Here is a 23,804-nt window from a genome sequence, read left to right on the forward strand (position 1 = left end):
CTTCCCTGGGACGGCCGGGTCATTTCCGGCCTGCCGGCACGGCGTTCAGCAACTGCACGCCACCGTCAACGATATGCAGGCGTGGGTCTTTTCTTGCCATGGCAAGGGGCGCGTCCGCCACCCCCTCGGCGAACTGGCTGGAAGGCTCCGGCGCTTCGCCGCCCGATGATGCATCGGCGCTTGCACTGTGCGTCACGCGCAGGGTTGACGATGCCTCGGTCGAGTTGGCGTTGGGATTGGATTTGGCATTGGAACTCGAGCTGGCGCTGGAGTTGAATAGAGAGCGCTCCGTATCCAGGGCCTCTTGCGTGGCGGAACGAATGCCTTCACCATCCGCTCCCAATCCCCGCCCGGACGTCGTCGTAGTCGTAGTCGTAGTCGTCGTCGGTGTCGGTGTCGGTGTCGGCGTCGGCGTCGCGGGCGCAGGCGCCGCCGGCAAAGGCGTGATGGCCGCAGTCAGCCCGGTGGGCTGCACCACCGCGTAATTGCCGGCATCGGCGCCGCTCAGGGTAAAACCGGTCACGGTCACGGCCTTGCCGTTACCCACGTTCGGGTCGGCAAAAGCCCCGTGGCCGCCGCCGACGCTGACCACATCGCCGGCCAGGGCCGTGACGGCGGCGGTGCCGCCCAAGGTGGCGGCGGTCGTGCCGTCAAACACCTTGTTCTGGGCATTCACCCCGGTGATGGCCAGGGTGGCGGGCGTGATGTTGGCGGTGACACCGCTGGGCTGCGCAATGACGTAGTTGCCGGCATCGGCACCGCTCAGGGTATAGCCGGTGACGGTGACGGCCTTGCCGTTGCCCACATTCTTGTTGGAGAAGGTGCCGCTGCCCGTTCCGCCCAAGGCCACAACATCGGCGCCCAGGGCGGTGATGCTGGCCGTGCCGTTCAGGGTCGCGGTGGTGGTGGTGTCGTAGACCTTGTTGTTGGCGCCTACGCCGGTGACGGCCAGAGCGGCAGGCGTGATGTTGGCCGTGACGCCGGTCGGCTGCACGACGGTGTAATTGCCGGCGTCGGCACCGCCCAGGGTGTAGCCGGTGACGGTCACAGTCTTGCCATTGCCGACATTCTTGTTGGCGAACGTGCCGCTGCCGCCGCCAACCGTCACCACGTCACCGCCCAGGGCCGCAACGCTGGCCGTGCCATTGAGCGTGGCCGTGGTGGTGGCGTCATACACCTTGTTGTTGGCACCCACACCCGTGACGGCCAGGCTGGCCGGTGTGATGTTGGCCGTGACGCCCGTGGGCTGAGCTATGGTGTAGTTGCCGGCGTCGGCACCGCTCAGCGTATAGCCGGTGACGGTCACAGCCTTGCCATTGCCCACATTCTTGTTGGCGAAATTGCCGCTGCCGGTGCCGCCCACGGCCACCACGTCGCCGCCCAAAGCCGTGACCGCCGCCGTGCCGCTCAGCGTGGCGGTGGTGGTGGTGTCATAGACCTTGTTGTTGGCGCTCACGCCTGTGACGGTGATGCTGGCCGGCGTGATGTTTGCCGTCAGCCCCGTGGGTTGCACGACGGTGTAGTTGCCGGCGTCGGCGCCGCCCAGCGTGTACCCGGTAACAGTCACGGCCTTGCCATTGCCCACATTCTTGTTGGCGAAAGCACCGCTGCCGCCGCCAACCGTCACCACATCGGTGCCCAGGGCCGCAACGCTGGCCGTGCCGTTGAGGGTGGCGGTCGTGGTCGTGTCATAGACCTTGTTATTGGCGCTCACACCTGTGACCGTGAGGCTGGCGGGCGTGATATTCGCGGTCACTGCCGTGGGTTGCACCACGGTGTAGTTGCCGGCATCGGCGCCACTCAGCGTGTAACCGGTGACGGTGACAGCCTTGCCATTGCCCACATTCTTGTTGGCGAAGTTGCCGCTGCCCGTTCCACCCACCGTCACACTGTCGCCGCCCAAGGCCGTGACGCTGGCCGCGCCGTTCAGCGTGGCCGTGGTGGTGGCGTCATAGACCTTGTTGTTGGCGCCCACACCCGTGACCGTCAGGCTCGCCGGCGTGATGTTGGCTGTGACCCCCGTGGGCTGAGCTATGGTGTAGTTGCCGGCGTCGGCCCCGCCCAGCGTATAGCCGGTCACGGTCACGGTCTTGCCATTGCCCACATTCTTGTTGGCAAAAGTTCCGTTGCCGGTGCCGCCTACAGTGACGGTATCGCCACCCAGAGCGGCAACGCTGGCCGTGCCAGTGAGCGTGGCGGCGGTCGTGGTGTCGTACACCTTGTTGTTCGCGCCCACACCCGTGACCGTGAGGCTGGCGGGCGTGATGTTGGCGGTCAGCCCCGTGGGCAGGACCACGGTGTAGTTGCCTGCGTCGGCCCCGCCCAGCGTGTAGCCCGTGGCGGTCACGGATTTGCCGTTGCCCACATTCTTGTTGGCGAAGGTGCCGGTGCCGCCGCCAACGGTCACCACATCACCGGCCAGGGCCGTGACGGCCGCGGTTCCGCCCAGCGTGGCGGCGGTCGTGGCGTCGTAGACCTTGTTGTTGGCGCTCACACCCGTGACCGTCAAGCTGGCTGGCGTGATGTTGGCGGTCACTGCCGTGGGTTGCACCACGGTGTAGTTGCCCGCATCGGCGCCGCCCAGCGTGTAGCCCGTGACGGTCACAGCCTTGCCGTTGCCCACGTTCTTGTTGGCGAACGTCCCGCTGCCAGTCCCGCCCAAGGTGACGACATCGCCGCCCAAGGCTGCAACGCTGGCCGTGCCATTGAGCGTGGCTGTGGTCGTGGTGTCGTACACCTTGTTGTTCGCGCCCACACCCGTGACCGTGAGGCTGGCGGGCGTGATGTTCGCCGCCAGCCCGGTGGGTTGCACCACGGTGTAGTTGCCGGCGTCGGCACCACCCAGCGTGTAGCCGGTAACAGTGACCGCCTTGCCGTTGCCCACATTTTTGTCGGCGAAAGTGGCGCTACCGCCGCCAACAGTCACCACGTCGCCGCCCAGGGCCGCGACGGCGGCCGTACCGCCAAGCGTGGCAGCGACCGTGGTGTCGTAGACCTTGTTGTTTGCGCTCACGCCCGTGACCGTCAGGCTGGCAGGCGTGATGTTGGCGGTCACACCCGTGGGCTGCACGACTGTGTAGTTGCCCGCGTCGGCGCCGCCCAGCGTATAGCCCGTGACGGTCACAGCCTTGCCATTGCCCACATTCTTGTTGGCGAAAGTGCCGCTGCCCGTCCCGCCCACGGTCACAACATCGCCGCCCAAGGCTGCAACGCTGGCCGTGCCATTGAGTGTGGCTGCGGCGCTCGCGTTGTACACCTTGTTATCCGCACCAACGCCCGTGACCGTCAGGCTGGCCGGTGTGATGTTGGCCCTGACACCGGTGGGCTGCACCACGGTGTAGTTGCCGGCATCGGCACCGCCCAGCGTAAAGCCAGTGACATTGACCACCTTGTTGTTGCCCACGTTTTTGTCGACAAACCGGCCGCTGCCGCCGCCCACTGTCACCGTGTCACCGGCGATTGCCGTGACGCTGGCTACGCCATTGAGTGTGGCTGCGTCGCTGGCGTTGTATACCTTGCTGTCCGCGCCCACACCGGTGACTGTCAAGCTGGCTGGTGTGATGTTCGCCGTCCCCGTTGGCTGGACGATGACATAGTTGTTGGCGTCGGCGCCGCCGAGGAAGTAGTTGGTGCCGGTGACGGTCTTGCCGTTGCCCACGTTCTTGTCGATGAACATGCCGACGTTGCCGCCGCCCACAAGCACCACATCAGTGCCCAGGGGCGTAACGGTCGCGGTGCCATTGAACGTGGTGGCACGGGTGCCGTCATACACCTTGCCGGCCGCGCTCACGCCGGTGACAGCGAGGCTGGCCGGTGTGATATTTGCCGTCAGCCCCGTGGGCTGCACCACGGCATAGTTGCCGGCGTCGGCTCCGCTCAACGTGTAGCCGGTGACAGTCACGGCCTTGCCATTGCCCGCGTTCTTGTCGGCGAAGGTGCCGCTGCCCACACCGGTCACGCTCACCGTGTCACCGGCAATGGCCGTAACGCTTGCTGTTCCGTTCAAGGTGGCGCCCACGCCGGCGTCGTACACCTTGTTGGCTGCGCTGACGCCCGTGACCACCAGGTTGGCGGGATTCACGGTCAGAGTGCCATTGGCGTAACTGATGTCGTAGCCCTGCTGGTTGGAATACAGGCCCGACCCTGTCACCGCATAGCTGCCGGCATTGACCGCTCCCTGGGCGTTTCCGCCGAAGCTGACGCTCCCCGACAGACTGCCGCAGGCCACGTTGGAGCAACTGATGCCGGTCCCGCCATTCCAGGCCAGCTTGTCGTAGGTCTTGCTGGTATTGCCGACGGTGACCGTGACCGGCGTCATCAATGATTTGAGGAGCGGACGGCTGTGCCCGTCATAAATCCGCCAGACGTTGGCCAAATCCCAGTTCGGGTTGACGTTGCCGTTGGCGGCCGTGGCTGAGTTGAAATTGGCCTGTTGCTGCATCTGGGCCGTGGTCATGCCAGTGCCGCCGCCCGCGCTGGTGGCCTGCCCGGTCGTCGTGGTGTCCCAAAAACTGCCGCTGATCGTTCCGGCCGTCTGGCTGCCTACCAAGCCGCCCACGCTGCCGGCGGTGCCCGTCACCTGTCCGGCGGCATAGCTGTTGGTGATCGTGCCGCCGCTATTGCTCATGTCTCCCACCAGCCCGCCTGTCTTGGTGGTGCCGGTGACGGCGCCCGTGGCATAGCTGTTGCTGATGCTTCCGCCGCTGCCGCTCCACAAGCCAACCAGGCCGCCGTTGGTATCGCCTGAGCTGTTGACGGTGGCACTGGAATAACTGCTGCTGATGGTGCCGACATGGAGCATGTAGCCAACGAGTCCACCGGCAGCCTGACCGCTGGTTACGGTACCGGTGGAATAGCTGTTGCTGATGTCACCTTGGTTGTAGCCCGCCAGCCCACCGGTGAAAACCGATCCATTCACATTGCCTGTCGCGTAACTGTGGTCGATTTTTGAGTTGCCGCTGGTCCCCCCCACCAGCCCACCGGAATCGGCGCCTCCGGTCACGGTGGTGCTGGCGTAGCTGTTGCTGATGATGCCGTCGTTCCATCCCGCCAGTGCACCGGTATCGTTGTTGGTACTCCTGACTGAACCGCCCACCAGGCCGACATTGCGGATAACGCTGGCCGAAGAGGTGGAACCGAACAGGCCGGTGAACCGCGTCGTCCGGTCTATGGTGAGGCCGGTGATGGTGTGGCCCAGGCCGTCAAAGGTACCGTAAAAACAATTGGGGGTGCAGCCGCTGTTGCCTGTTCCGATAGGCGCGAAGCCCGCACCGCCGTTCCAGGCGCTGGTGGGCGCGGCATCGATGTCGGCCCCCAACACATAGCGCCCGCCGAGATTGCCGCTAATGCCCTGCAGATCGGTGGTGGTGGTGCTGCCCGCGGCGCCCAGGTCGGTGATGACGGTATACGCGAGGGTGGCGCCGGTGCTGCCTCGTTTGGTGCTGAAGTTGTTACCCGCCGGCAGGTTGACCTTCGCGCCGTTGTTGACGTTGTAAGAGCTGCCGGCGCCGCTGGTGGTGCCCTGGCCGTATTCAAGCGCCAGCTTGCCCGTGCCCGAGGCGTTGAGGTTGGCGTTGATGTTGATGTTGTTCTGCGCGTTGAGCGTCAGCTGATTGGCGCTCCAGCCCACCGCGTCGTTGACGTTGACATCGCCCGCCGTGCCCGCGGCGCCGCTGCTGCTCTGGATGACGACGTTGCCCGCGCCAAGGTTGGTGCCCAGCGCCGCGCCCGTGATGTCCCCGCCCGAGGCGGCGACGGTGAAGTTCACCGGGTCGATCAACCAGGTGCCGCTGCTGCCGGCGGGTGCTGCCGTGGTGATTCTGGCGTCATCCGCAATCTTCACCTGCGCGCCCGAGGTCTCGATGAAACCGCCGTTGCCGCCATTGGGCGCCGAGGCGTCCAGCGTGCCCGCAACCTTGGCGGTGCCGGCGGCCATACCGCCCAGCAGGATGATGGTGCCGTTGCGGTTTTCCACCGTGCGCGCCTGGATCACGCCGCTGTTGTTGACCACGCTGGCCAGCAGCGAATCCCGCGCGCCGGCGCTCAGGAACACCTGCCCGCCGTCGGCCCGGATCAGCCCGCCGTTTTCGGCCAGGCTGTTGAGCACGCTCTGGTCGACGACGACCTTGAGCAACTGGTTGTCCTGCAGGGTCAGGGTGGCCGCGCTGCCGGCCGCCAGCGCCACGCTGCCCTTGGGGGCGTTGATGCTGCCCTGGTTGCGCACCGTGTTGCCGATCAGGGCGATATAGCCGCCCGGGGCCGCATTGAGGGTGCCCAGGTTGACCACGCTGCCCGGGCCGCTGCCGCTGAAAGTGCGCTGGGCACTGCCCAGGTCCGCATCCTTGACGTCCAGCGTGGAGGCGACCAGCCCGCCCACATTGACCTGGGCGCCGGCACCGAAGAGCACGCCGTTGGGATTGATCAGGTAGACCTGCCCGTTGGCATTGAGCTGGCCCATGATCTGGCTGCCCTGGGTGTCCAGGATGCGGTTCACCGCGATCGCGCTGGCCGAGGGCTGCACGAACTTGACGCTTTCCTGCGCGCCGACGTTAAAGCTCTTCCAGTTCAGGGAGGCGTTTTGGCTGGACTGGGTGATGGTGGTGTTGGCCCCGCTCTGGGAGATGCTGGCCGCGCCCGAGGTGACCTGGCCGTCCAACGGCCCGGCCTGGGCGGTGGCCGCCCCGAGCAGCAAAACCGCCGTTGCGGGTTTGCGCAGCGCCCATCGGCCTGCCGTGCGGCCGGCGGCCCGGCTCAGCGCGTCAAGAAATGGCGGAGCCGCGAGGGCCTGCTGGCCAATTTTTGTTACAACTCCTGCAGCTTTTGCGCTGCCCCTCGAATTTTTTTTGTGCATTTTTCACACTCCGCAAGACCCCCTTTGTCAGTCGATTGAAAGAGAAGGGTCGGTCGAAGTGATGGTATGCAGAAAGGAATCGCAGCAGATCAGCTCAAAAAAAGATCTTTTTACGGTTAATAGAAACGGTTCCGGGTCGGAGCCTTTTGTTTCAAATGGTTACCTCTTTGGTTGTAACATTTGACCGCCACGTCGTTGCAAAAAACATACAGTTACAAAAGGCGAAGTGGCGCGAAAGCGGGCCACATTGCTTCAACCCGGCGTTTTTCAGCGATCGCGCAGGCCGATTTCCACCGTCGGGTAGCGCAGGCGAAGCCGCAATTCGCGCTTGAGGCGGCTGTTGTCCAGCCGGCGCGATTCACTCATGAAACTCAGGAGCACCCCGGGCAGCTCTTGCTGGGCGCTGCCGCGTGCCAGGCGCGGCGGCCGCGGCAGGCCGTAAAGGCCGGCGGCCAGGTCAAAGTAGTCGCCCATCTTGAGCTGGGTGTCATCGCTGGCATTGCTGGCGCGTTGCGGCTTGCCGCGCCACAGCGCCGCGAGGCAGGCGCGGGCCAGGTCGTCGGCGTGGATGTGGTTGGTGTAGACGTCGTCCTCGGCGCGCAGCACCGGCGTGCCCTTGAGCAGCCGGCCGCGCGGCGTGCCGCCTTCGCGGTCGGGTGCGTAAATGCCCGGAATGCGCAGCAGGTGCACCCGGGTGCCGGTGGCCCGGCCGAACAGCCGCACATGCGCCTCGGCATGCACGCGGCGCTCGGCGCGCGGCGTGAGGGCGTTCAGCGGCCGGGTTTCACGCACCCATTCGCCGCCGCAGTCACCGTAAACCCCGCTGGTGGAGGCATAGACCAGGGAGCGCGGCAGGCCGCGCAGCCGCAGGGCGCGCAGCAGGGCCAGTGTGCGCGGGTCGCTGCGCAGCTCGGCTTTGTCGTTCGGGGGCGGCGCCAGGTGCAGCACCCGGGTGGCCAGGCCCGCCAGGCGGCGCAGCGAGGCGCCGTCGTCCAGGTTGCCCCGCAGCGGCGTGATGCCCCGGGACCGGAGTTCGGGCACGCGCACGGCCGAAGAAGTGAGCGCCACGAGCCTGGCGTTGCGCGGCAGTTGCCGGGCCGCGCGCAGGCCCACGTCGCCGCAGCCGATGATCAAAATGCGCTCCCGGCGGAAGCGGGAAGGCAGTGCACCTAAAGGACTTAAGTTTGAGGGCAAAATTGGGGGTTGCCGGGAAAACCGGCCAAGTCGAGAACAGTTACCGCAAGGATACCGAATATGAGCTTTAACGTGACCGTGCAGCCCAGCGGCCGGACTTTCATCGCCCAGGTGGACGAAGCCCTGCTGGCCGCCGCCATACGCCAGGGCATAGGCCTGCCCTACGGCTGCAAGGACGGCGCTTGCGGTTCCTGCAAATCCAAAAAACTCGAAGGCACGGTGACCCACGGCGCGCACCAGGCCAAGGCCCTGTCGCCCGAGGAAGAAGCCGCCGGGTTCATCCTCACCTGCTGCGCCACGGCCCATTCCGACGTGGTCATCGAGTCGCGCCATGTGACCGACGAAAGCGCCTTCCCCGTCAAGAAGATGCCGGTGCGCATCAACAGCCTGGCCAAGGCCTCGCACGACGTGATGGTGGTGCGCCTGCAACTGCCGGCCAGCGACGTGTTCAAGTACCACGCCGGCCAGTATGTGGAGTTTTTGCTGCGCGACGGCGACCGCCGTGCCTATTCCATGGGCAATGCGCCGCACACCCAGGCCGACAACCCGGGCGTGGAACTGCACATCCGCCACATGCCGGGCGGCAAGTTCACCGAGCATGTGTTCGGCCCCATGAAGGAAAAGGAAATCCTGCGCATCGAAGGCCCTTTCGGCAGCTTCTACCTGCGCGAGGACAGCGACAAGCCCATGGTGCTGCTGGCTTCGGGCACCGGTTTTGCGCCCATCAAGGCGCTGATCGAGCACCTGCAGTTCAAGGGCATCACGCGCCCGGCCGTGCTCTACTGGGGCGGCCGCCGCCCGGCCGACCTGTACATGGACGAATGGGTGAAAACCAAGACCGCGGAAATGCCGAATTTGCGTTACGTGCCGGTGGTGTCCAATGCCCTGCCCGAGGACAACTGGACCGGCCGCACCGGCTTTGTCCACCAGGCCGTGCTGGAGGATTTCGCCGACCTGTCGGGCCACCAGGTGTATGCCTGCGGCGCGCCCATCGTGGTGGACTCGGCCCAGGCCGCCTACACCGCAGCCGGCCTGCCGGAAGACGAGTTTTATGCCGACTCTTTTGTGACCGAAAAGGAAAAATCCCAGGCGACCGTTCCCGCGCAAGCCTAAGAACCTGTTTATGGCCTAAACAGGTTCTTGCCCCCCAACAAACAAGAAGAATAAAAGAAGAAGAAAAAGAAACGCCCCGGCTGATGCATCAGCCGGGGCTTTTTTAATGCGCGGGCCAAGGGCGGCGAAGTTCAGCCGGCTTTGGCGGGTGCTGGTGCGACCTGCCGGTCATGCTTCTGGCGGCGGATGGCGGCGCTGGCGCGGTTTTCTTCGTGTTTGAGTTTGCGGCGTTCGGCCTTGGTGACCTTGCCGTCGGATTTGGCGGCCAGCTTGTCGGCTTCGATTTTGGTCTCGCGCTTGTCGAGCTTGGCCGTTTCCTTGGCAGTCAGCGCGCCCGAGCTGACGCCCTGGTCAATGCGCTTTTCCTGGTTGGCCTGGCGCTGGTCGATGCGGGGCGTGGCCAGCGGGTCTTTGGGCGCCGCGGGGGCGGCGGGCGCCTGGGCAAAGGCAAGGCCACCGGTAGCCATTGCAAGGGCGGCGACAAGGGTGTGAATCTTCATGGGGTTTCCTTGAGTTTGAGGTTGAGAAAACATGAAGCGGGCGCCTCATGACCCCCCAACGCGGCGCGGCCGCCGGGCGTCCATGTCTCGCAGGTAAAGATGCTGTAACCGTGATGTTCCAGACCGGGGGCGTGGCGCGTCAAACTTTTTTGCAACAATAGGGCAATGAATATTCGCCCCCTCACCCTCCCCTCCTTGCTGGCCAAAAGCCTGGCCGTTGTTTTCATGGCCGGCGCGGCCCTGTCGCCCGCCGCGGCACTGGCCCAGGCCAAGATCATGCGCATCATCGTGCCCTATGCGGCCGGCGGCCCCATCGACGCAACCGCCCGCCTGATGGCCGAGCGCGTGAAAGACTCGCTGGGCACCGTGATCATTGAAAACAAGCCGGGCGGCGGCGGCAACATCGGCGTCGACGCGATCGCCAAGGCCCAGCCCGACGGCCTCACGGTCGGCATCTCGGCGGTAGCCACGCATGCCATCAACCCCTGGCTTTACAGCAAGATGCCGTACAACGCGGCCACCGATTTCGCGCCCATCACGCAGATGGTGCGTGTGCCCAATGTGCTGGTGATGAACGCCGACACCGCGCGGCGCCTCAATATCAATACGCTGGCCGACCTGATCAAATACGCCAAGGCCAACCCGGCCAAGCTCAACTACGCCAGCGGCGGCAACGGCAGCGCGGGCCACCTGGCCGGCGAGATGTTCAAGGCCCAGGCCGGCATCTTCGCGCTGCACATCCCCTACAACGGCGGCAACCCGGCCCAGCTGGCGCTGCTCAGCGGCCAGGTCGACTACAACTTCGACAACCTTGCCACCGCCTCGGCCAACATCAAGGCCGGCAAGCTCAAGGCCCTGGCCGTGACCACGGCCAAGCGCAGCGCCATGCTGCCCGAAGTGCCGGCGGTGGCCGAGACGCTCAAGGGTTTTGAGATCGACACCTGGTGGGGCCTGGTGGCGCCCGCGGGCACACCCAAGGACGTGGTGACCAAACTCAACCATGCCTTTGTCGCCGCGCTGAACTCCCCCGAAGCCAAGTCTCGCTTCGCCACGCTGATGGCCGAACCCGTGGGCAGCACGCCCGAGCAGTTCGGCGCCTTCATGAAAAGCGAGCTGGCCAAGTATGAAAAAGTGGTGAAGGCCTCCGGCGCCAAGGTGGATTGATCCGAGGCGTTGAGCAATCCACCGCCTATGAAAAAGGCCAGCTCCCAGAAAGGGAGCCGGCCTTTTTTAATTGCCTTCGCTACGGACTCTTAAACCAGCAGGGGCCACGGAACCGGCTTTGCCGGGCCGTAGGCGCAGCGGCCCCCGAGGGGCTGGAGCCCGCGGCTCCAAGCCTGCCCGCGCAGGCCTGGACGGGCGACAGAGGTGAAGCGTCTCGCGAGCCGCGGCCTGCAAGGCCTCGGAAGCTACACGCAGTGAGCGACCGTGGGGGCCACGTTATCGGGTCACACGATCACCGTAACGGATGCTTTTGAGGGAGCCGCCCTCAAACAACAGCATGGTCATGAACTGCCCATAACCGGGGTTGTAAGTCCATTCCTCAACCTGCTGGCAGGTGTTGACCGTGACGTTGGCGGTGGCGCTGGCCGTTGCGCTGCCGGAGGTGCTGGGCACCGTCGGCGTGGTGACGGGTGCGCTGGAGACGGTTTCCTGCACGGGCTTGCAGAAGCTGTCTTTCATGACGGGCTCACCGCATTTTTGCAAAATGGTGCCCTTGGAGTTGCCGATCTGCGCAAGGTCGCCCTTGCAGCGCAGCGATTGGGCAGAGACGCCGGTGAATGCGGACGAAGCCAGGAAAGCCAGGGTGAAGGCGGCGGCGCGGACAATGATTGGATTCATTTTTTGTTTCCCAGGGTTCAGTAAAGATGCGCGTGCGGCGCACCCTTTGAACTTTATGCGCAAAGATTTGGCGCCGCAAGGCATTTGTGGCCCCGGGCCGGCCTGCCGGTGTTACGGCTGTAATGCGCGTCCCGCGGCGCCTTGCGGCGCGCGGGCTGGCGCAAAACAACGGCTTACTCGCCGAGGTAGGCGGCGCGCACGCGCGGGTCGCTGAGCAGCTGCTTGGCGTCGCCGTTCATGGTGACGTTGCCGGACTCCATGACGTAACCGCGGTTGGCGATGCCCAGCGCGCGGCTGGCATTCTGCTCGACCAGCAGCACCGTCACGCCGCGCGAAGAGACATCCTTCACGACCTCGAAGATCTTGTCGACCATGATGGGCGACAGACCCATGGAGGGCTCATCGAGCAGCAGCACCTTGGGCCGGCTCATCAGCGCGCGGCCCATGGCCAGCATCTGCTGTTCGCCGCCGGACATGGTGCCGGCCAGCTGGTCCTTGCGCTCACGCAGGCGCGGGAACAGCACGAACATCTTTTCGATGTCTTCGGCGATGCCGGCCTTGTCGCTGCGGATGTAGGCGCCCATCTGCAGGTTTTCGGTGATGGTCATGCGGGTGAACACGCCGCGGCCCTCCGGCACCATGGCCAGGCCTTCCTTGACCAGGTCCCAGGCGCCGCGGCCCTTGATGCTTTTGCCCAGGTATTCGATGTCACCGTCCAGCATCGGCAGGGTGCCGGTGATGGCCTTCATGGTGGTCGTCTTGCCGGCGCCGTTGGAGCCGATCAGCGTGACCAGTTCGCCGTCGTGGACTTCGAAGTCCACGCCCTTGACCGCCTGGATGCCGCCGTAGGCGACTTTCAGGCCGGTCACTTTGAGGAGTGTGTTAGCTGCCATGTTGTTGTTTTCCTTCAATGACCGGTGCCCAGATAGGCGGTGATCACTTTTTCGTCTTTTTGCACTTCGGCGGGCGCGCCTTCGGCAATCTGCTTGCCGTAGTCGAGCACGGTGACGCGGTCGCACAGGCCCATGACCAGCTTGACGTCATGCTCGATCAGCAGGATGGTGCGGTTGTCCTTGCGGATACGGTCTATCAGTTCGCGCAGCTGCACTTTTTCGGTGGCGTTCATGCCGGCGGCCGGCTCGTCGAGCGCGATCAGTTGCGGGTCGGTGGCCAGCGCCCGGGCGATTTCCAGGCGGCGCTGGTCGCCGTAGCTCAGCGTGCGGGCCTTGAAGTCGGCATATTTGCCGATGCCCACGTAGTCGAGCAGTTCCTGCGAGCGCTTGGCGATGGCGGCTTCCTCGTGCTTGAAGCCGGGCGTGCGGAACACCGCGCCCATGAGGCCGGACTGCGTGCGGATATGCCGGCCAACCATCACGTTTTCCAGGGCCGTCATGTCGGCGAAGAGCCGGATGTTCTGGAAGGTGCGGGCGATGCCGGCCTTGGCGACTTCATGCACGGCCGTGGGCTTGTAGGCCTTGCCGGCAAGTTCAAAAGTGCCGCTGTCGGGCGTGTAAAGGCCGGTCAGCACGTTGAAGAAAGTGGTCTTGCCGGCGCCGTTGGGACCGATCAGGCCGTAAACCTGGCCGCGCTGGATGTGGATACCGACATCGCTCAGGGCTTGCAAGCCGCCGAAGCGCTTGGAGACACCGGTGACTTTAAGAATGGTTTCGCTCATGTCCATTCTCCTTAGGGGTTGATTGACTGGATGGGGTCTTTGCCGACGACCTTGTTCAGCGACTTGCCGTGTTCGGCGGAGGGCCAGAGGCCGCGCGGACGCATCAGCATGATGGTGATCATGGCCAGCGCGATCAGCAGCTGGCGCAGGATGGCGGAGTCGAGGCGGCCGTCGGTCATGGCCTGCAGCGGGCCGGCCACATGGCGCAGCACTTCGGGCAGGGCGGCCAGCAGCAAGGCGCCCAGAATGACGCCGGGCAGGTGGCCTATGCCGCCCAGCACCACCATGGCGACGATCATGACGGATTCCATCAGGCTGAAGGATTCGGGCGACACAAAGCCCTGGAAGGCCGCGAACATCGAGCCGGACACGCCGCCGAAGGTGGCGCCCATGCCGAAAGCCAGCAGCTTCATGTTGCGGGTGTTGATGCCCATGGCCTTGGCGGCGATCTCGTCTTCGCGGATGGCCATCCAGGCGCGGCCTATGCGGGAGTTTTCCAGGCGGTGGCAGATGACGACCGAGACGATCACCAGCACCAGGAACAGGTAGTAGTACATGGATACCGAGTTGACCTCGATGCCGAAGAACTCATGCGGCTTGCCCAGGTCGAAGCCGAAGAACTTCATCGAGTCGATCTGGTTGATGCCCTTGGGACCGTTGGTCAGGTTGATGGGGCGGTCCAGGTTGTTCAGGAACACCCGGATGATTTCACCAAAGCCCAGCGTCACGATGGCCAGGTAGTCGCCGCGCAGCTTGAGGGTCGGGGCGCCCAGCACCACGCCAAAGAAACCGGCAAGCGCCGCGGCGGCCGGGATGATGGCCCAGATCGGCAAATGCAGCCCGTTCGGGAACTGCGCCGCGATCCAGGGGAAGGCATCGGCCAGGTGGGGTGAACCGAGCAGCGCGAACAGATAGGCGCCGACGGCGAAGAAGGCGACATAGCCCAGGTCCAGCAGGCCGGCGTAGCCGACCACGATGTTCAGGCCCAGCGCCAGCAGTACATAGAGCAGTGCCATGTCGACAATGCGCACCCAGGCATTGCCGCCCTGCTGCAGGATCAGGGGCAGCACCAGCAGCGCCGCCGCGACGACCAGGAAGGTCACCAGTTTTTTCGATTGTGTGGAATTCATCAATATTCTCCTTGTGTACCGGATGGCAGGGCCTTCAGGCCCGGTCCGCCACACGCTCACCGAGCAAGCCCGAAGGCCGCAGCGTGAGGACAAAAATCAGCACGATAAAAGCGAAGATGTCGGAGTACTGGCTGCCCAGCACGCCGCCGGTCAGCGGCCCGATATAACCCGCGCCAATCGACTCGATCAGGCCCAGCAGGATGCCGCCCAGCACCGCGCCGCCGAGGTTGCCGATGCCGCCGAACACGGCGGCCGTGAAGGCCTTGAGGCCGGGCAAGAAACCCATGGTGTGCTGCACCGTGCCATAGTTGGAGGCGTACATCACACCGGCCAGCGCCGCCAGGACGGCGCCGATGATGAAGGTGGCGGAGATGACGGTGTCGGGCTTGACGCCCATGAGCGCCGCCACGCGCGGGTTCTCGGCGGTGGCCCGCATGGCACGGCCCAGCTTGGTGTAGTGCACCAGCCACATCAGCACGGAGAGGGAGACGGCGGTGGCGCCCAGGATGAAGAGCTGGGTCACCGTGATGACGGCGCCGCCGACCTGGAAGGGCTCGGTGGGCAGCAGGGTGGGATAGGGTTTGTAGTTGGGTTTCCAGATGATCATGGCCAGCGTCTGCAGCAGCAGCGACATGCCGATGGCGGTGATCAGCGGGGCCAGTTTGGGGGAGTTTCGCAGCGGCCGGTAGGCGATTTTTTCAATCGCGAAGTTCAGGGCTCCGCAGACGACAAAGGCGATCAGCAGCGATATCAGCAAAATCAGCCAGCCCGGCGCGCCCGGCATGGCCTCCTGCATCCAGCGGATGATGGTCCAGCTGGTCAGCGCCCCCACCATCAAAACCTCGCCGTGCGCGAAATTGATCAGGTTGATGATGCCGTACACCATCGTGTAGCCCAGCGCGATCAGGGCATACATGCTGCCCAGGACCAGACCGTTGATGATCTGCTGTAGCAATACTTCCATAACTCACTCTCCCATGTAAATGAAATGCCAACTCAGTCTGGCGGCACCTGCCGCCGGGATCACCGGTGGCTGGCGCGAGTTAACAAAAAGCCCGCCCATCAAAGCCGGTTGGCTGCTGAATGGCGAGCTAATCCGCAAATTGTAGCCATCGGTGTTAAGCGAGAATCGGGCCAAGCAGGCGGTTTTCGCGGGGTTTACCCTTAACATTTGGTGAAACATCGATTTTTAACTTTTCATTAGTCAGTCTTATGTTGGTTACTCTTTGAAAATCCCACCTAATGCGACATCGAGCCGCGCCCCATTGCGGCAAACCCCTGATGCCCCGCAAGCCGTCCATTTTTAAAATCCGACATGCGATTCCATAAATACGAGGCCATCAACGCGGTATTTCTTTGCGGCACCGTCACCGGCGCGGCAAAGATGCTCAATCTCTCCCAGCCGGCCGTATCCCGCCTGATTTCCAGCGCGGAAACTGAACTCGGCTTTCTTCTATTTCACCGCCAGCAAGGACGCATGGCGCCGACCGACGAAGCCCAGCAGCTGCGCCCGGCGATCCTGAAAATCATGGAATGCATGAGCCATGCCTCCTCGCTGGCAGCCGGGCTGCGCAACGGAGGCATCAAGCAGTTGAGGATCGCAGCCGTGCCCTCGCTGGCCACAGCCGTCTTGCCCAGCGCCGTGAGGTCCTTCATCGAGCAATATCCCAAATGCAAGCTGACGCTGGAAACCTACCACTACGACTCTCTTGTCGAGGCGCTTCTGGCCGGCCAGGTCGATATCGGGTTTGTTTATGAACCGGTCGCGCACGCGGCGCTCGACACCACGGACCTGCTCCAGGCCCACTTTTGTTCAGTCTCCACATCGGGTTATTTTTCCAAATCCAAAAAATCCATCTCCATCCAGGACCTCGGCTCCTGCAACATCATTGGATTGAGCAAGGATGACCTCGTGGCCTCGCTGATTGCCCAGACGGACGGGATGGCCGACATTGCGCTCACCCGCAATGTTTCGGTCGAAACCAGCGTGGTCGCCATGCACCTGGCCATGCAAGGCCTGGGGGTGGCATTGGTCGACTCCCTGACCGGTGCGCTGGGCAAGGTGCTCGGAGCGCAGGTTTTGCCCTTTGCGCCTGAAGTACCCATCAGGGTCGCCGCGATGCGACTGGTCACACACCAGGCTGGCCTCCATGAAAGAAAGTTTATGGAACACTTCAAGGCCCAGGCGAGTCTGATTCACGGTGGCTGAATGAGCTGAGATGGTTGCCGACATCGGGGCGGGTCAGTAGCTGTCGAAATAGCGCTGCAGCTGCACCGCATCCTGCGTCAAGGTCAATGCCAGGCAGAGCAGCACGCGGGCTTTTTGCGGGCTGAGCGTGTCGGCGCCAACGCTGCCAAAGGCATCATCGTTCATCGCGCCATTGCGCGAGACAAGGCCGCTCCCGGTGCGGGAGCTCCGTACCACAGGTATGCCCCGGAGAATCGCCTCGCGATAAGCCGCCTGGTGAACACTGGAGATGGAACCATTTCCAGTGCCCGCATGCACCAGGCCGCGCGCGCCGTGGTTCAGGAATGCGCGAATACTTTCACAGCCGGCGCCGGCGTAGGCATAAACAATATCCACCTTCGGCAGGCTGCGCAGGCCGGCCACGCTGAAAGGCGAATCCACCGTGTGCTGACGCGACGGCATCCGGTGCAGCTTGACCTCGCCGTTTTGCATATAGCCGACGCAACCAAATTCCGGGCTCCCAAAACTGTCAATCGAGGAGGTGTGGGACTTGGTCACTTCACGGGCCGAAAAGATCCGCTCGTTTGCAACCACCATCACACCCAGGCCTCGCGCAAGAGGGTTGGCGGCCAGTTGCACCGCTCGCAAGAGATTCAGAGGACCATCCGCACTGAGGGCCGTTGCCGGCCGCATGGCCCCCACCACCACGACCGGCTTGGGCGTCTTGATCGCCAGGTGCAGAAAGTAGGCGGTCTCCTCCAGCGTATCGGTCCCTTGCGTCAGCACAAAGCCATCGGGAGCTTCGGTTTCCTCCAGCCGGGTCATCGCGTCAGCCAGGCCGAGCCATGTATCGGTGGAGAAGTTTTCGCTGCCCAGCTGGCTGATCTGGATCACGAGCAGCTCGACGTTCCCGGGCAAATAAGGCCTCAAAGGCGCCAGCGTGTCGGCCGCGGAGAGCTGTGAATCCTGGTAATTGAGTACGTCCGCCGCGGAATCGGCTTCGCCCGCGATGGTGCCCCCAGTTCCCAGAACGGCAATTTTTATTTTTGGCATCAATGTTCAGCAATTGCGTTAAGCGCACCAGGAAGACGGCGGCGAAATCGGCGCCGCAGTCTTTCAGGGGTGCGGGGACTTTCCGGGCACAGGCGCGTCACTTCATCGTGACAAGCGTGGTCTTGATGCCCTGGGGGTAGGTGGACAAGGTGACGGCGGCATTCTTGCGCTGGCCGGTTCCGTCAAACTCGATATGCCCGGTGATGCCCTCGTGCTTTGTCTTGCCGACATACGCCAGGTATTTCGCGGGCTCCGCCGAACCGGCCGCACGCATGGCATTGGCCAATATCATGACGTTGTCATAGGCATAAGGCGCATACACCACGACCTCGGCACCGTAAGCAGCCTTGTAGCGTTTTGCAAAACCGGGGCCGCCTTTCATATCCATCAAGGCCTCGCCGCCGTCGCCGCAAATAACGTTCTTCCCGACAGCCTGCGCACCCAGCTTGGGCAGATCGCCGGTGCAGACGCCGTCACCGCCCATGAAAGGAAGTTGCCCCATTCCCAACTGGGCCATCTGGCGAAGCATGGACCCAGCCTGCCCATCAAGCCCGCCAAAAAACACAGCCTGGGCTTTCTTGCCTTTGATCGTCGTCAGGATGGGCGAGAAATCGCTTGCCTTGTCATTGGTAAATTCACGCGCGACGACTTCACCGCCCAGCGATTTGAAGGTTTTTTCAAACTCATCCGCCAGGCCCTGGCCATATGCCGTGCGGTCGTCAATCAACGCGACTTTTTGAAGCTTGAGTTTGGTCGACGCAAACACAGCCAGGGCGCTACCGATCATCCCGTCATGGGCAATGGTGCGGAAGGTGGTTTTGTAGCCCAGCTGGGTGAGCTTCGGGTTGGAGGCCGCCGGGGTGATATGCGGAAGGCCCGCTTCGCTGTAGATGCGGGCGGCGGGAATCGTGGTGCCGCTGTTGTTGTGCCCCACAACACCGTTGACGCCGCTGTCCACCAGTTTTTGTGCAACGGCGGTTCCCTGCTTCGGGTCGGCCTGGTCGTCTTCGGACACCAGTTCAAACTTTACGGCCTTGCCGCCGATCTTGAACTGGCTGGCGTTGAGGTCGTCAATGGCCAGCTGCGCGCCACGCTCGTTGTCTTTTCCGTAGTTCGCCGCCTGGCCGGACAAGGGTCCGACGATGGCAATTTTGATTTTTTCCTGGGCGAAGGCCGAAGTTGCCGAAACAACTGCCAGCACCGAAAGAATGCTTTTTATGCAAGAACCTGACGACATACCGACTCCTGATGAATTGATGAGTTGGTAGTATCAAACGGGGATTTCTCCTCACGCATGCGCAGACGGGGCACGCCATGCAGAAAGCGTATGCGCTGTTTTGGGGAGCGCTGATCCGCATCGGCTGAGCCGCACCTCGCTGCCCGCCGGCAATCCTCCACCTCAACCCGCCGCGCGCGGCTTATTTCTTAGCGTCGTTCCTTGCCCGCAGCTGCTCGAGCTTTTCAGCGATTTTCATTTCCAGCCCCCTGTTGACCGGCCGGTAAAAGCCCGGGGCCTGCATGCCTTCGGGAAAGTAGTTTTCGCCGGCGGCGAAGCCGTCTTCCTCGTCGTGGGCGTAACGGTAGTTTTTGCCGTAGTCGAGCTGCTTCATGAGCTTTGTTGGTGCATTGCGCAAATGCAGGGGCACCGGGCGGGTGCCGTCCTTGCTGATAAACGCCTTGGCTTCGTTGAAGGCCTTGTAGACCGCGTTGGACTTGGGCGCCACCGCCAGGTAGATCACGCACTGGGCCAGGGCCAGCTCGCCTTCGGGGGAGCCCAGGCGCTCATAGACCTCGGCCGCGTCCAGTGCCAGGCGCAGCGCGCGCGGGTCGGCCAGGCCTATGTCCTCGCTGGCCATGCGCACCAGCCGGCGCGCCATGTAGCGCGGCTCGGCGCCGCCGTCGAGCATGCGCATGAACCAGTAGAGCGCGGCGTCGGGGTCTGAGCCGCGCACCGACTTGTGCAGGGCCGAGATGGTGTCGTAGAACTGCTCGCCGCCCTTGTCGTAGCGGCGCAGGCGCTCGCCCAGCACCTTGAGCAGCCAGGCGTCGGTGACTTCGGTGACCTTCTCGGCCTCGGCCGCCACGCTGAGCGACTCCAGCGTATTGAGCAGGCGGCGCGCATCGCCGTCGGCATAGGCCACGAGGCGGTCCACGGCCTGCGCATCGATGGCGGTGATGGCCGGCAGCGCGTTTTCGGCCAGCACCTTGTCCACGATCTGCTTCAGGTCGGCCTCCCCCAGCGGCTGCAGCACGTAGACCACGGCGCGCGACAGCAGGGCCGAGTTGACCTCGAACGAGGGGTTTTCGGTGGTCGCGCCTATGAAGGTGAAAAGGCCGCTCTCCACATGCGGCAGGAAGGCATCCTGCTGGCTTTTGTTGAAGCGGTGCACCTCGTCGACAAACACGATGGTGCGCCGCCCGCCCTGGGCCTGCCAGATGCTGGCCTGCTCCACCGCCTCGCGGATGTCCTTGACGCCGCCCAGCACGGCCGAAATGGTGATGAAGTGCGCGTCAAAGCTGCTGGCCATCAGGCGCGCGATGGTGGTCTTGCCCACGCCGGGCGGGCCCCAGAGGATGCAGCTGTGCGGCTGGCCGGACTCGAACGCGATGCGCAGCGGCATGCCTTCGCCCAGCAGATGCTGCTGGCCTATGACTTCGCCCAGGTTTTGCGGGCGCAGGCGCTCGGCCAGGGGCTGGTGGGTGGAGGACGCGGCTTTCACGGGCAGGTGGGAAACGGGAGATCAGGGGGTGGGGAACTGGGATGCCATGAGTCTAAGCCACGCGCGGGACCGGCTGCAGGCTTGGGGTAACTCGTGTACAACCCCATCACACCCTTTCAAAGGAAACCCCATGCCAAGCCGCGAAACCCTGGAACGATTTATCGCCCGCGTTGAAGAAAACGCCCATGCCCAGGCCATTGAAGAGTTCTACACCGAGAACGCGTCCATGCAGGAAAACCAGGCCGCGCCGCGCGTGGGGCGCGCCAACCTGGTTTTGGGCGAGCAGAAGGTCATGGAAAGGGCGAAGTCGTTGACCTCGACCTGCGTGCGCCCTGCCCTGCTCAACGGCGACCATGTGGTGATCCGCTGGATCTTCCGCTTTGAATGGCAGGACGGCAGCCGCACCGATATGGAAGAACTCGCCTGGCAGCGTTGGGAGGGCGAGCGCATCGCGGAGGAAACGTTTTTCTACGATCCCGCGCAGCGCCTTCCCAAACCCCCGGTGGCCTGAGCCCCGGCCTGGTTTACTGCCGGATCACGTCCGCGCCCTTGGGCGGCGTGAAGCGGAAGGTGTCCGCGGGCAGGCTGGGGTTGACCTCGACCTTGCTGAAACTCAGCACCGAGCGCTGGCCGAAGCTGTCGGTGATCTCGAGCGCGGCCAGGCCGGAGGATTTTTCACCGGGGCGAAAGCCCACGCGCACGGACTGCAGCTGGCCGTCCTTGCTCTTGGGCGTGGCCACCACCCATTGCAGGCCGTCGGCATCGGGCGCGGCGGCCAGCGTGAAATCGGCCTGCAGGGCGCGCAGGTCGGGCGCCGCGGCAATCAGCGCTGCGGGGGTGGAGCCCAGCACGCTGGACTGCTTGCGCGAGGTGACCTGGTTCAGGTCCACGTCGTGCAGCCACAAGGTCTGGCCGTCGGCCACGATGCTTTGCTCAAAGGGCTTCTTGTAAATGAAGCGAAAGCGGTTGGGCCGGGCAAACTCGAACGTGCCGGTGGAGGTCTTGCTGCGCGCGGCCTGCCCGTCCCTGGCCGGCGCGGTGACGACCTGGGTGAATTCAGCGCGGCCGCTGCTGACGGTCTTCACGAAAGCCTCCAGGCTGTCCAGGCCGTCGGCCCAGGCGGGGTGGGCGCAAGCCGCCACCAGCATCATTGCAAGGTATTTCTTCATGATCGTCACTCCGCCCTCGCGGGCACCAGGATGTCGCGCTGGCCGCTGCCGCTCATGGCGCTGACCAGCCCGGCTTTTTCCATGTCCTCGACCAGCCGCGCGGCGCGGTTGTAGCCGATCTTGAGGTGACGCTGCACCAGCGAAATGCTGGCCTTGCGGTTCTTCAGCACGACCTCCACGGCCTGGTCGTACATCGGGTCTTTCTCGCCGCTGCCGCCGTTGCCGCCCTCGCCCAGCAGGTCGCCGTCTTCCCCGTCGACCGTGCCGCCTTCGAGCACGCCGTCGATGTAATTGGGTTCGCCCTGCTGCTTGAGGTAGGCCACCACGCGGTGCACTTCGTCATCACTCACAAACGCACCATGCACCCGGATTGGAAAGCCTGTACCACTCGGCATGTAAAGCATGTCACCCATTCCTAACAAAGCCTCGGCGCCCATCTGGTCCAGGATGGTGCGGCTGTCGATCTTGCTGCTGACCTGGAAGGACAGCCGGGTCGGGATGTTGGCCTTGATCAGGCCGGTGATCACATCCACGCTGGGGCGCTGCGTGGCCAGCACCAGGTGGATGCCGGCGGCCCGGGCTTTTTGCGCCAGGCGGGCGATCAGTTCTTCGATCTTCTTGCCGACCACCATCATCAGGTCGGCCAGCTCGTCGATCACCACCACGATGTAAGGCAGGCGTTCCAGGGGTTCGGGCTGTTCGGGCGTGAGGCTGAAGGGGTTGTAGATGAATTCGCCCTTGGCCTTGGCTTCGTCGATCTTGGCGTTGAAACCGGCCAGGTTGCGCACGCCCAGCTTGCTCATGAGCTTGTAGCGCTTTTCCATCTCGGCCACACACCAGTTCAGGCCGTGGGCGGCCTGTCGCATGTCGGTGACCACCGGGGCCAGCAGGTGCGGAATGCCCTCGTAGACGCTCATTTCCAGCATCTTGGGGTCTATCAGCAGCAGGCGCACGTCGCGCGCATCAGCCTTGTAAAGCAGGCTCAGGATCATGGCGTTAATGCCGACCGATTTGCCCGAGCCGGTGGTGCCGGCCACCAGGCAGTGCGGCATCTTGGCCAGGTCTGCCACCACGGCGGCGCCGCTGATGTCCTTGCCCAGGCCTATGGTGAGCAGGGACTTGGCCTCGTTGTACACCTGCGAGCCCAGGATTTCGCTGAGCTTGATGGACTGGCGCTTGGCGTTGGGCAGCTCCAGTGCCATGTAGTTCTTGCCCGGAATGGTTTCGATCACGCGGATCGACACCAAACTCAATGCGCGCGCCAGGTCCTTGGCCAGGTTGACGACCTGCGAGCCCTTGACGCCGGTGGCGGGCTCAATCTCGTAGCGCGTGATGACCGGGCCTGGCGCGGCGGCAACCACACGCACCTCGACGCCGAAGTCCTTGAGTTTTTTCTCGATCAGGCGCGAGGTCATCTCCAGGGTTTCGGGAGCCACGGTCTCCTGGCGGCTCAGCGCGCCGTCGAGCAGGTCGACCTGCGGCAGCTTGGAGTCGGGCATTTCGCTGAAAAGCGGCTTTTGCCGCTCCTTGGCCACGCGCTCGCTTTTGGGAATGTCGACCAGCACGGGCTCGATCAGCACCGGCACCGGGTGGTGTTCCTCGATTTCGATGCGTTCGTCGATCAGGGTCTCCTCGCGCTCGCGGGCGGCCAGCTTGCCGAAGGCCAGGTCCTGGGCGATTTCGCGCTTTTCGCGGCGCGAATCGATCAGGTTGTCTATCCAGGCGCCTACACGAAGCGCCACATGGGCCCACGAAAAACCGAAGACCGCCGACACGGCAATGACACCCAGCGCGATAAACACCAGGCCGGAGCCGGCAAATCCCAGCCACTTCTCGCCCTGGGCACCGGCCAGGTAGCCCAGCACCCCGCCGGCATGGCCGGGCAGCTTGAATTCAAAGCGGTAAAGCCGCGACCACTCCAGCGCCGCGCTGGCCAGCAGCAGCAGCAGCAGGCTGAGCCAGAAGCGGATGCGGTGGGACTCCCCGGCCGCCAGGGGTTCGCCGCGCAGCCAGCGCGCCAGCGACCTCAGCCAGGCCTGGCCGCCCGCGGCCAGCGCCCACCAGACCGAAAAGCCCAGCAGGTAATAACTGGCGTCGGCCAGCCAGGCGCCCACGCGCCCGCCCCAGTTGAGGGTCGCGGCATGGCCGCCGGCCACGGCTTGCGCGGTGCCGGAGGTCGACCAGGCCGCATCCTGCGGCGAATAGCTGAGCAAGGCGGCCAGCCAGAAAACCAGGCCGAGCAGGCCCAGGATCAGGCTGACTTCATGGGCAAAGCGTTTGATGCCGCCGGGCGCGCCCGTGGCGGGGGAGTTTCTGGAGTTCAGAGTATCGAGTGAGTAAGTCATGGCTCACTTGAAGCTTACCGCAGTT

The 23,804-nt window shown here is 64.1% G+C and carries 17 protein-coding genes; 4 read left to right on the top strand and 13 right to left on the bottom strand.

Translation table 11 applies throughout. The features are described 5' to 3' along the window. Nucleotides 1–19: 19 nt before the first annotated feature. Complete coding sequence (locus ACEN9P_RS04515) at nucleotides 20–6,691, bottom strand: YDG domain-containing protein (protein WP_495621213.1); 6,672 nt, start codon at nucleotides 6,689–6,691, stop codon at nucleotides 20–22. A gap of 426 nt (nucleotides 6,692–7,117) precedes the next feature. Next, nucleotides 7,118–8,044 (bottom strand): NAD-dependent epimerase/dehydratase family protein, encoded by a 927-nt coding sequence (locus tag ACEN9P_RS04520; protein ID WP_495621214.1) that lies wholly within the window; start codon nucleotides 8,042–8,044, stop codon nucleotides 7,118–7,120. A gap of 60 nt (nucleotides 8,045–8,104) precedes the next feature. On the opposite strand from ACEN9P_RS04520, the gene ACEN9P_RS04525 reads away from it, so the two are divergent. Further along, nucleotides 8,105–9,157: a CDP-6-deoxy-delta-3,4-glucoseen reductase gene (locus ACEN9P_RS04525; RefSeq protein WP_495621215.1), complete on the top strand. Its 1,053-nt coding sequence runs from the start codon at nucleotides 8,105–8,107 to the stop codon at nucleotides 9,155–9,157. A gap of 131 nt (nucleotides 9,158–9,288) precedes the next feature. Here ACEN9P_RS04525 and ACEN9P_RS04530 read toward each other — a convergent pair whose 3' ends face one another. After that, nucleotides 9,289–9,657, bottom strand: coding sequence for a hypothetical protein (locus ACEN9P_RS04530; protein WP_477661240.1), 369 nt, complete (start codon nucleotides 9,655–9,657; stop codon nucleotides 9,289–9,291). Between the two features lie 165 nt (nucleotides 9,658–9,822). On the opposite strand from ACEN9P_RS04530, the gene ACEN9P_RS04535 reads away from it, so the two are divergent. Beyond that, complete coding sequence (locus tag ACEN9P_RS04535; protein WP_477661241.1) at nucleotides 9,823–10,821, top strand: Bug family tripartite tricarboxylate transporter substrate binding protein; 999 nt, start codon at nucleotides 9,823–9,825, stop codon at nucleotides 10,819–10,821. Between the two features lie 276 nt (nucleotides 10,822–11,097). Here the strand turns inward: ACEN9P_RS04535 and ACEN9P_RS04540 are convergent, their stop codons facing one another. From ACEN9P_RS04540 to ACEN9P_RS04560, 5 genes are all read right to left on the bottom strand, one after another. Then, complete coding sequence (locus ACEN9P_RS04540; RefSeq protein WP_477661242.1) at nucleotides 11,098–11,499, bottom strand: DUF2845 domain-containing protein; 402 nt, start codon at nucleotides 11,497–11,499, stop codon at nucleotides 11,098–11,100. 173 nt (nucleotides 11,500–11,672) lie between these two features. Continuing rightward, nucleotides 11,673–12,392 carry an ABC transporter ATP-binding protein gene (locus tag ACEN9P_RS04545; RefSeq protein ID WP_074578237.1) on the bottom strand — a complete coding sequence of 240 codons (720 nt, stop codon included), beginning with the start codon at nucleotides 12,390–12,392 and terminating at the stop codon, nucleotides 11,673–11,675. Between the two features lie 14 nt (nucleotides 12,393–12,406). After that, nucleotides 12,407–13,174 (bottom strand): ABC transporter ATP-binding protein, encoded by a 768-nt coding sequence (locus ACEN9P_RS04550; protein WP_495621216.1) that lies wholly within the window; start codon nucleotides 13,172–13,174, stop codon nucleotides 12,407–12,409. A gap of 11 nt (nucleotides 13,175–13,185) precedes the next feature. After that, nucleotides 13,186–14,304: an ABC transporter permease subunit gene (locus ACEN9P_RS04555; protein WP_007863161.1), complete on the bottom strand. Its 1,119-nt coding sequence runs from the start codon at nucleotides 14,302–14,304 to the stop codon at nucleotides 13,186–13,188. A 34-nt stretch (nucleotides 14,305–14,338) separates the two neighbouring features. Next, complete coding sequence (locus tag ACEN9P_RS04560) at nucleotides 14,339–15,268, bottom strand: branched-chain amino acid ABC transporter permease (RefSeq protein WP_413329891.1); 930 nt, start codon at nucleotides 15,266–15,268, stop codon at nucleotides 14,339–14,341. A gap of 351 nt (nucleotides 15,269–15,619) precedes the next feature. Here ACEN9P_RS04560 and ACEN9P_RS04565 point away from each other — a divergent pair, with 351 nt between their 5' ends. Next, nucleotides 15,620–16,513, top strand: a complete 894-nt coding sequence (locus ACEN9P_RS04565) for a LysR family transcriptional regulator (protein WP_495621217.1) — start codon at nucleotides 15,620–15,622, stop codon at nucleotides 16,511–16,513. Between the two features lie 33 nt (nucleotides 16,514–16,546). On the opposite strand, the gene ACEN9P_RS04570 is transcribed toward ACEN9P_RS04565, so the two are convergent. The 3 genes from ACEN9P_RS04570 to ACEN9P_RS04580 all read right to left on the bottom strand — a co-directional run bounded on the left by ACEN9P_RS04570 (nucleotide 16,547) and on the right by ACEN9P_RS04580 (nucleotide 20,265). Next, nucleotides 16,547–17,545, bottom strand: coding sequence for an asparaginase (locus tag ACEN9P_RS04570; protein WP_477661245.1), 999 nt, complete (start codon nucleotides 17,543–17,545; stop codon nucleotides 16,547–16,549). A 97-nt stretch (nucleotides 17,546–17,642) separates the two neighbouring features. After that, the gene (locus tag ACEN9P_RS04575; RefSeq protein ID WP_477715760.1) at nucleotides 17,643–18,782 is read right to left on the bottom strand and encodes a branched-chain amino acid ABC transporter substrate-binding protein; all 1,140 of its coding nucleotides are present in this window, start codon (nucleotides 18,780–18,782) and stop codon (nucleotides 17,643–17,645) included. A gap of 181 nt (nucleotides 18,783–18,963) precedes the next feature. Beyond that, on the bottom strand, nucleotides 18,964–20,265 hold the full coding sequence (locus ACEN9P_RS04580; protein WP_495621218.1) for a replication-associated recombination protein A: 1,302 nt from the start codon (nucleotides 20,263–20,265) through the stop codon (nucleotides 18,964–18,966). A gap of 130 nt (nucleotides 20,266–20,395) precedes the next feature. Between ACEN9P_RS04580 and ACEN9P_RS04585 the strand changes: the two genes are divergently transcribed. Further along, a complete protein-coding gene (locus ACEN9P_RS04585) occupies nucleotides 20,396–20,776 on the top strand; it encodes a nuclear transport factor 2 family protein (protein WP_495621219.1) in 381 nt (126 codons plus the stop codon). 13 nt (nucleotides 20,777–20,789) lie between these two features. Here the strand turns inward: ACEN9P_RS04585 and lolA are convergent, their stop codons facing one another. Beyond that, complete coding sequence (gene lolA, locus ACEN9P_RS04590; protein ID WP_495621220.1) at nucleotides 20,790–21,434, bottom strand: outer membrane lipoprotein periplasmic chaperone LolA; 645 nt, start codon at nucleotides 21,432–21,434, stop codon at nucleotides 20,790–20,792. 5 nt (nucleotides 21,435–21,439) lie between these two features. After that, a complete protein-coding gene (locus ACEN9P_RS04595) occupies nucleotides 21,440–23,779 on the bottom strand; it encodes a DNA translocase FtsK (RefSeq protein ID WP_477661250.1) in 2,340 nt (779 codons plus the stop codon). Between the last annotated feature and the right edge of the window lie 25 nt (nucleotides 23,780–23,804).

Source organism: Polaromonas sp. Polasp52 (genome assembly GCF_059491565.1).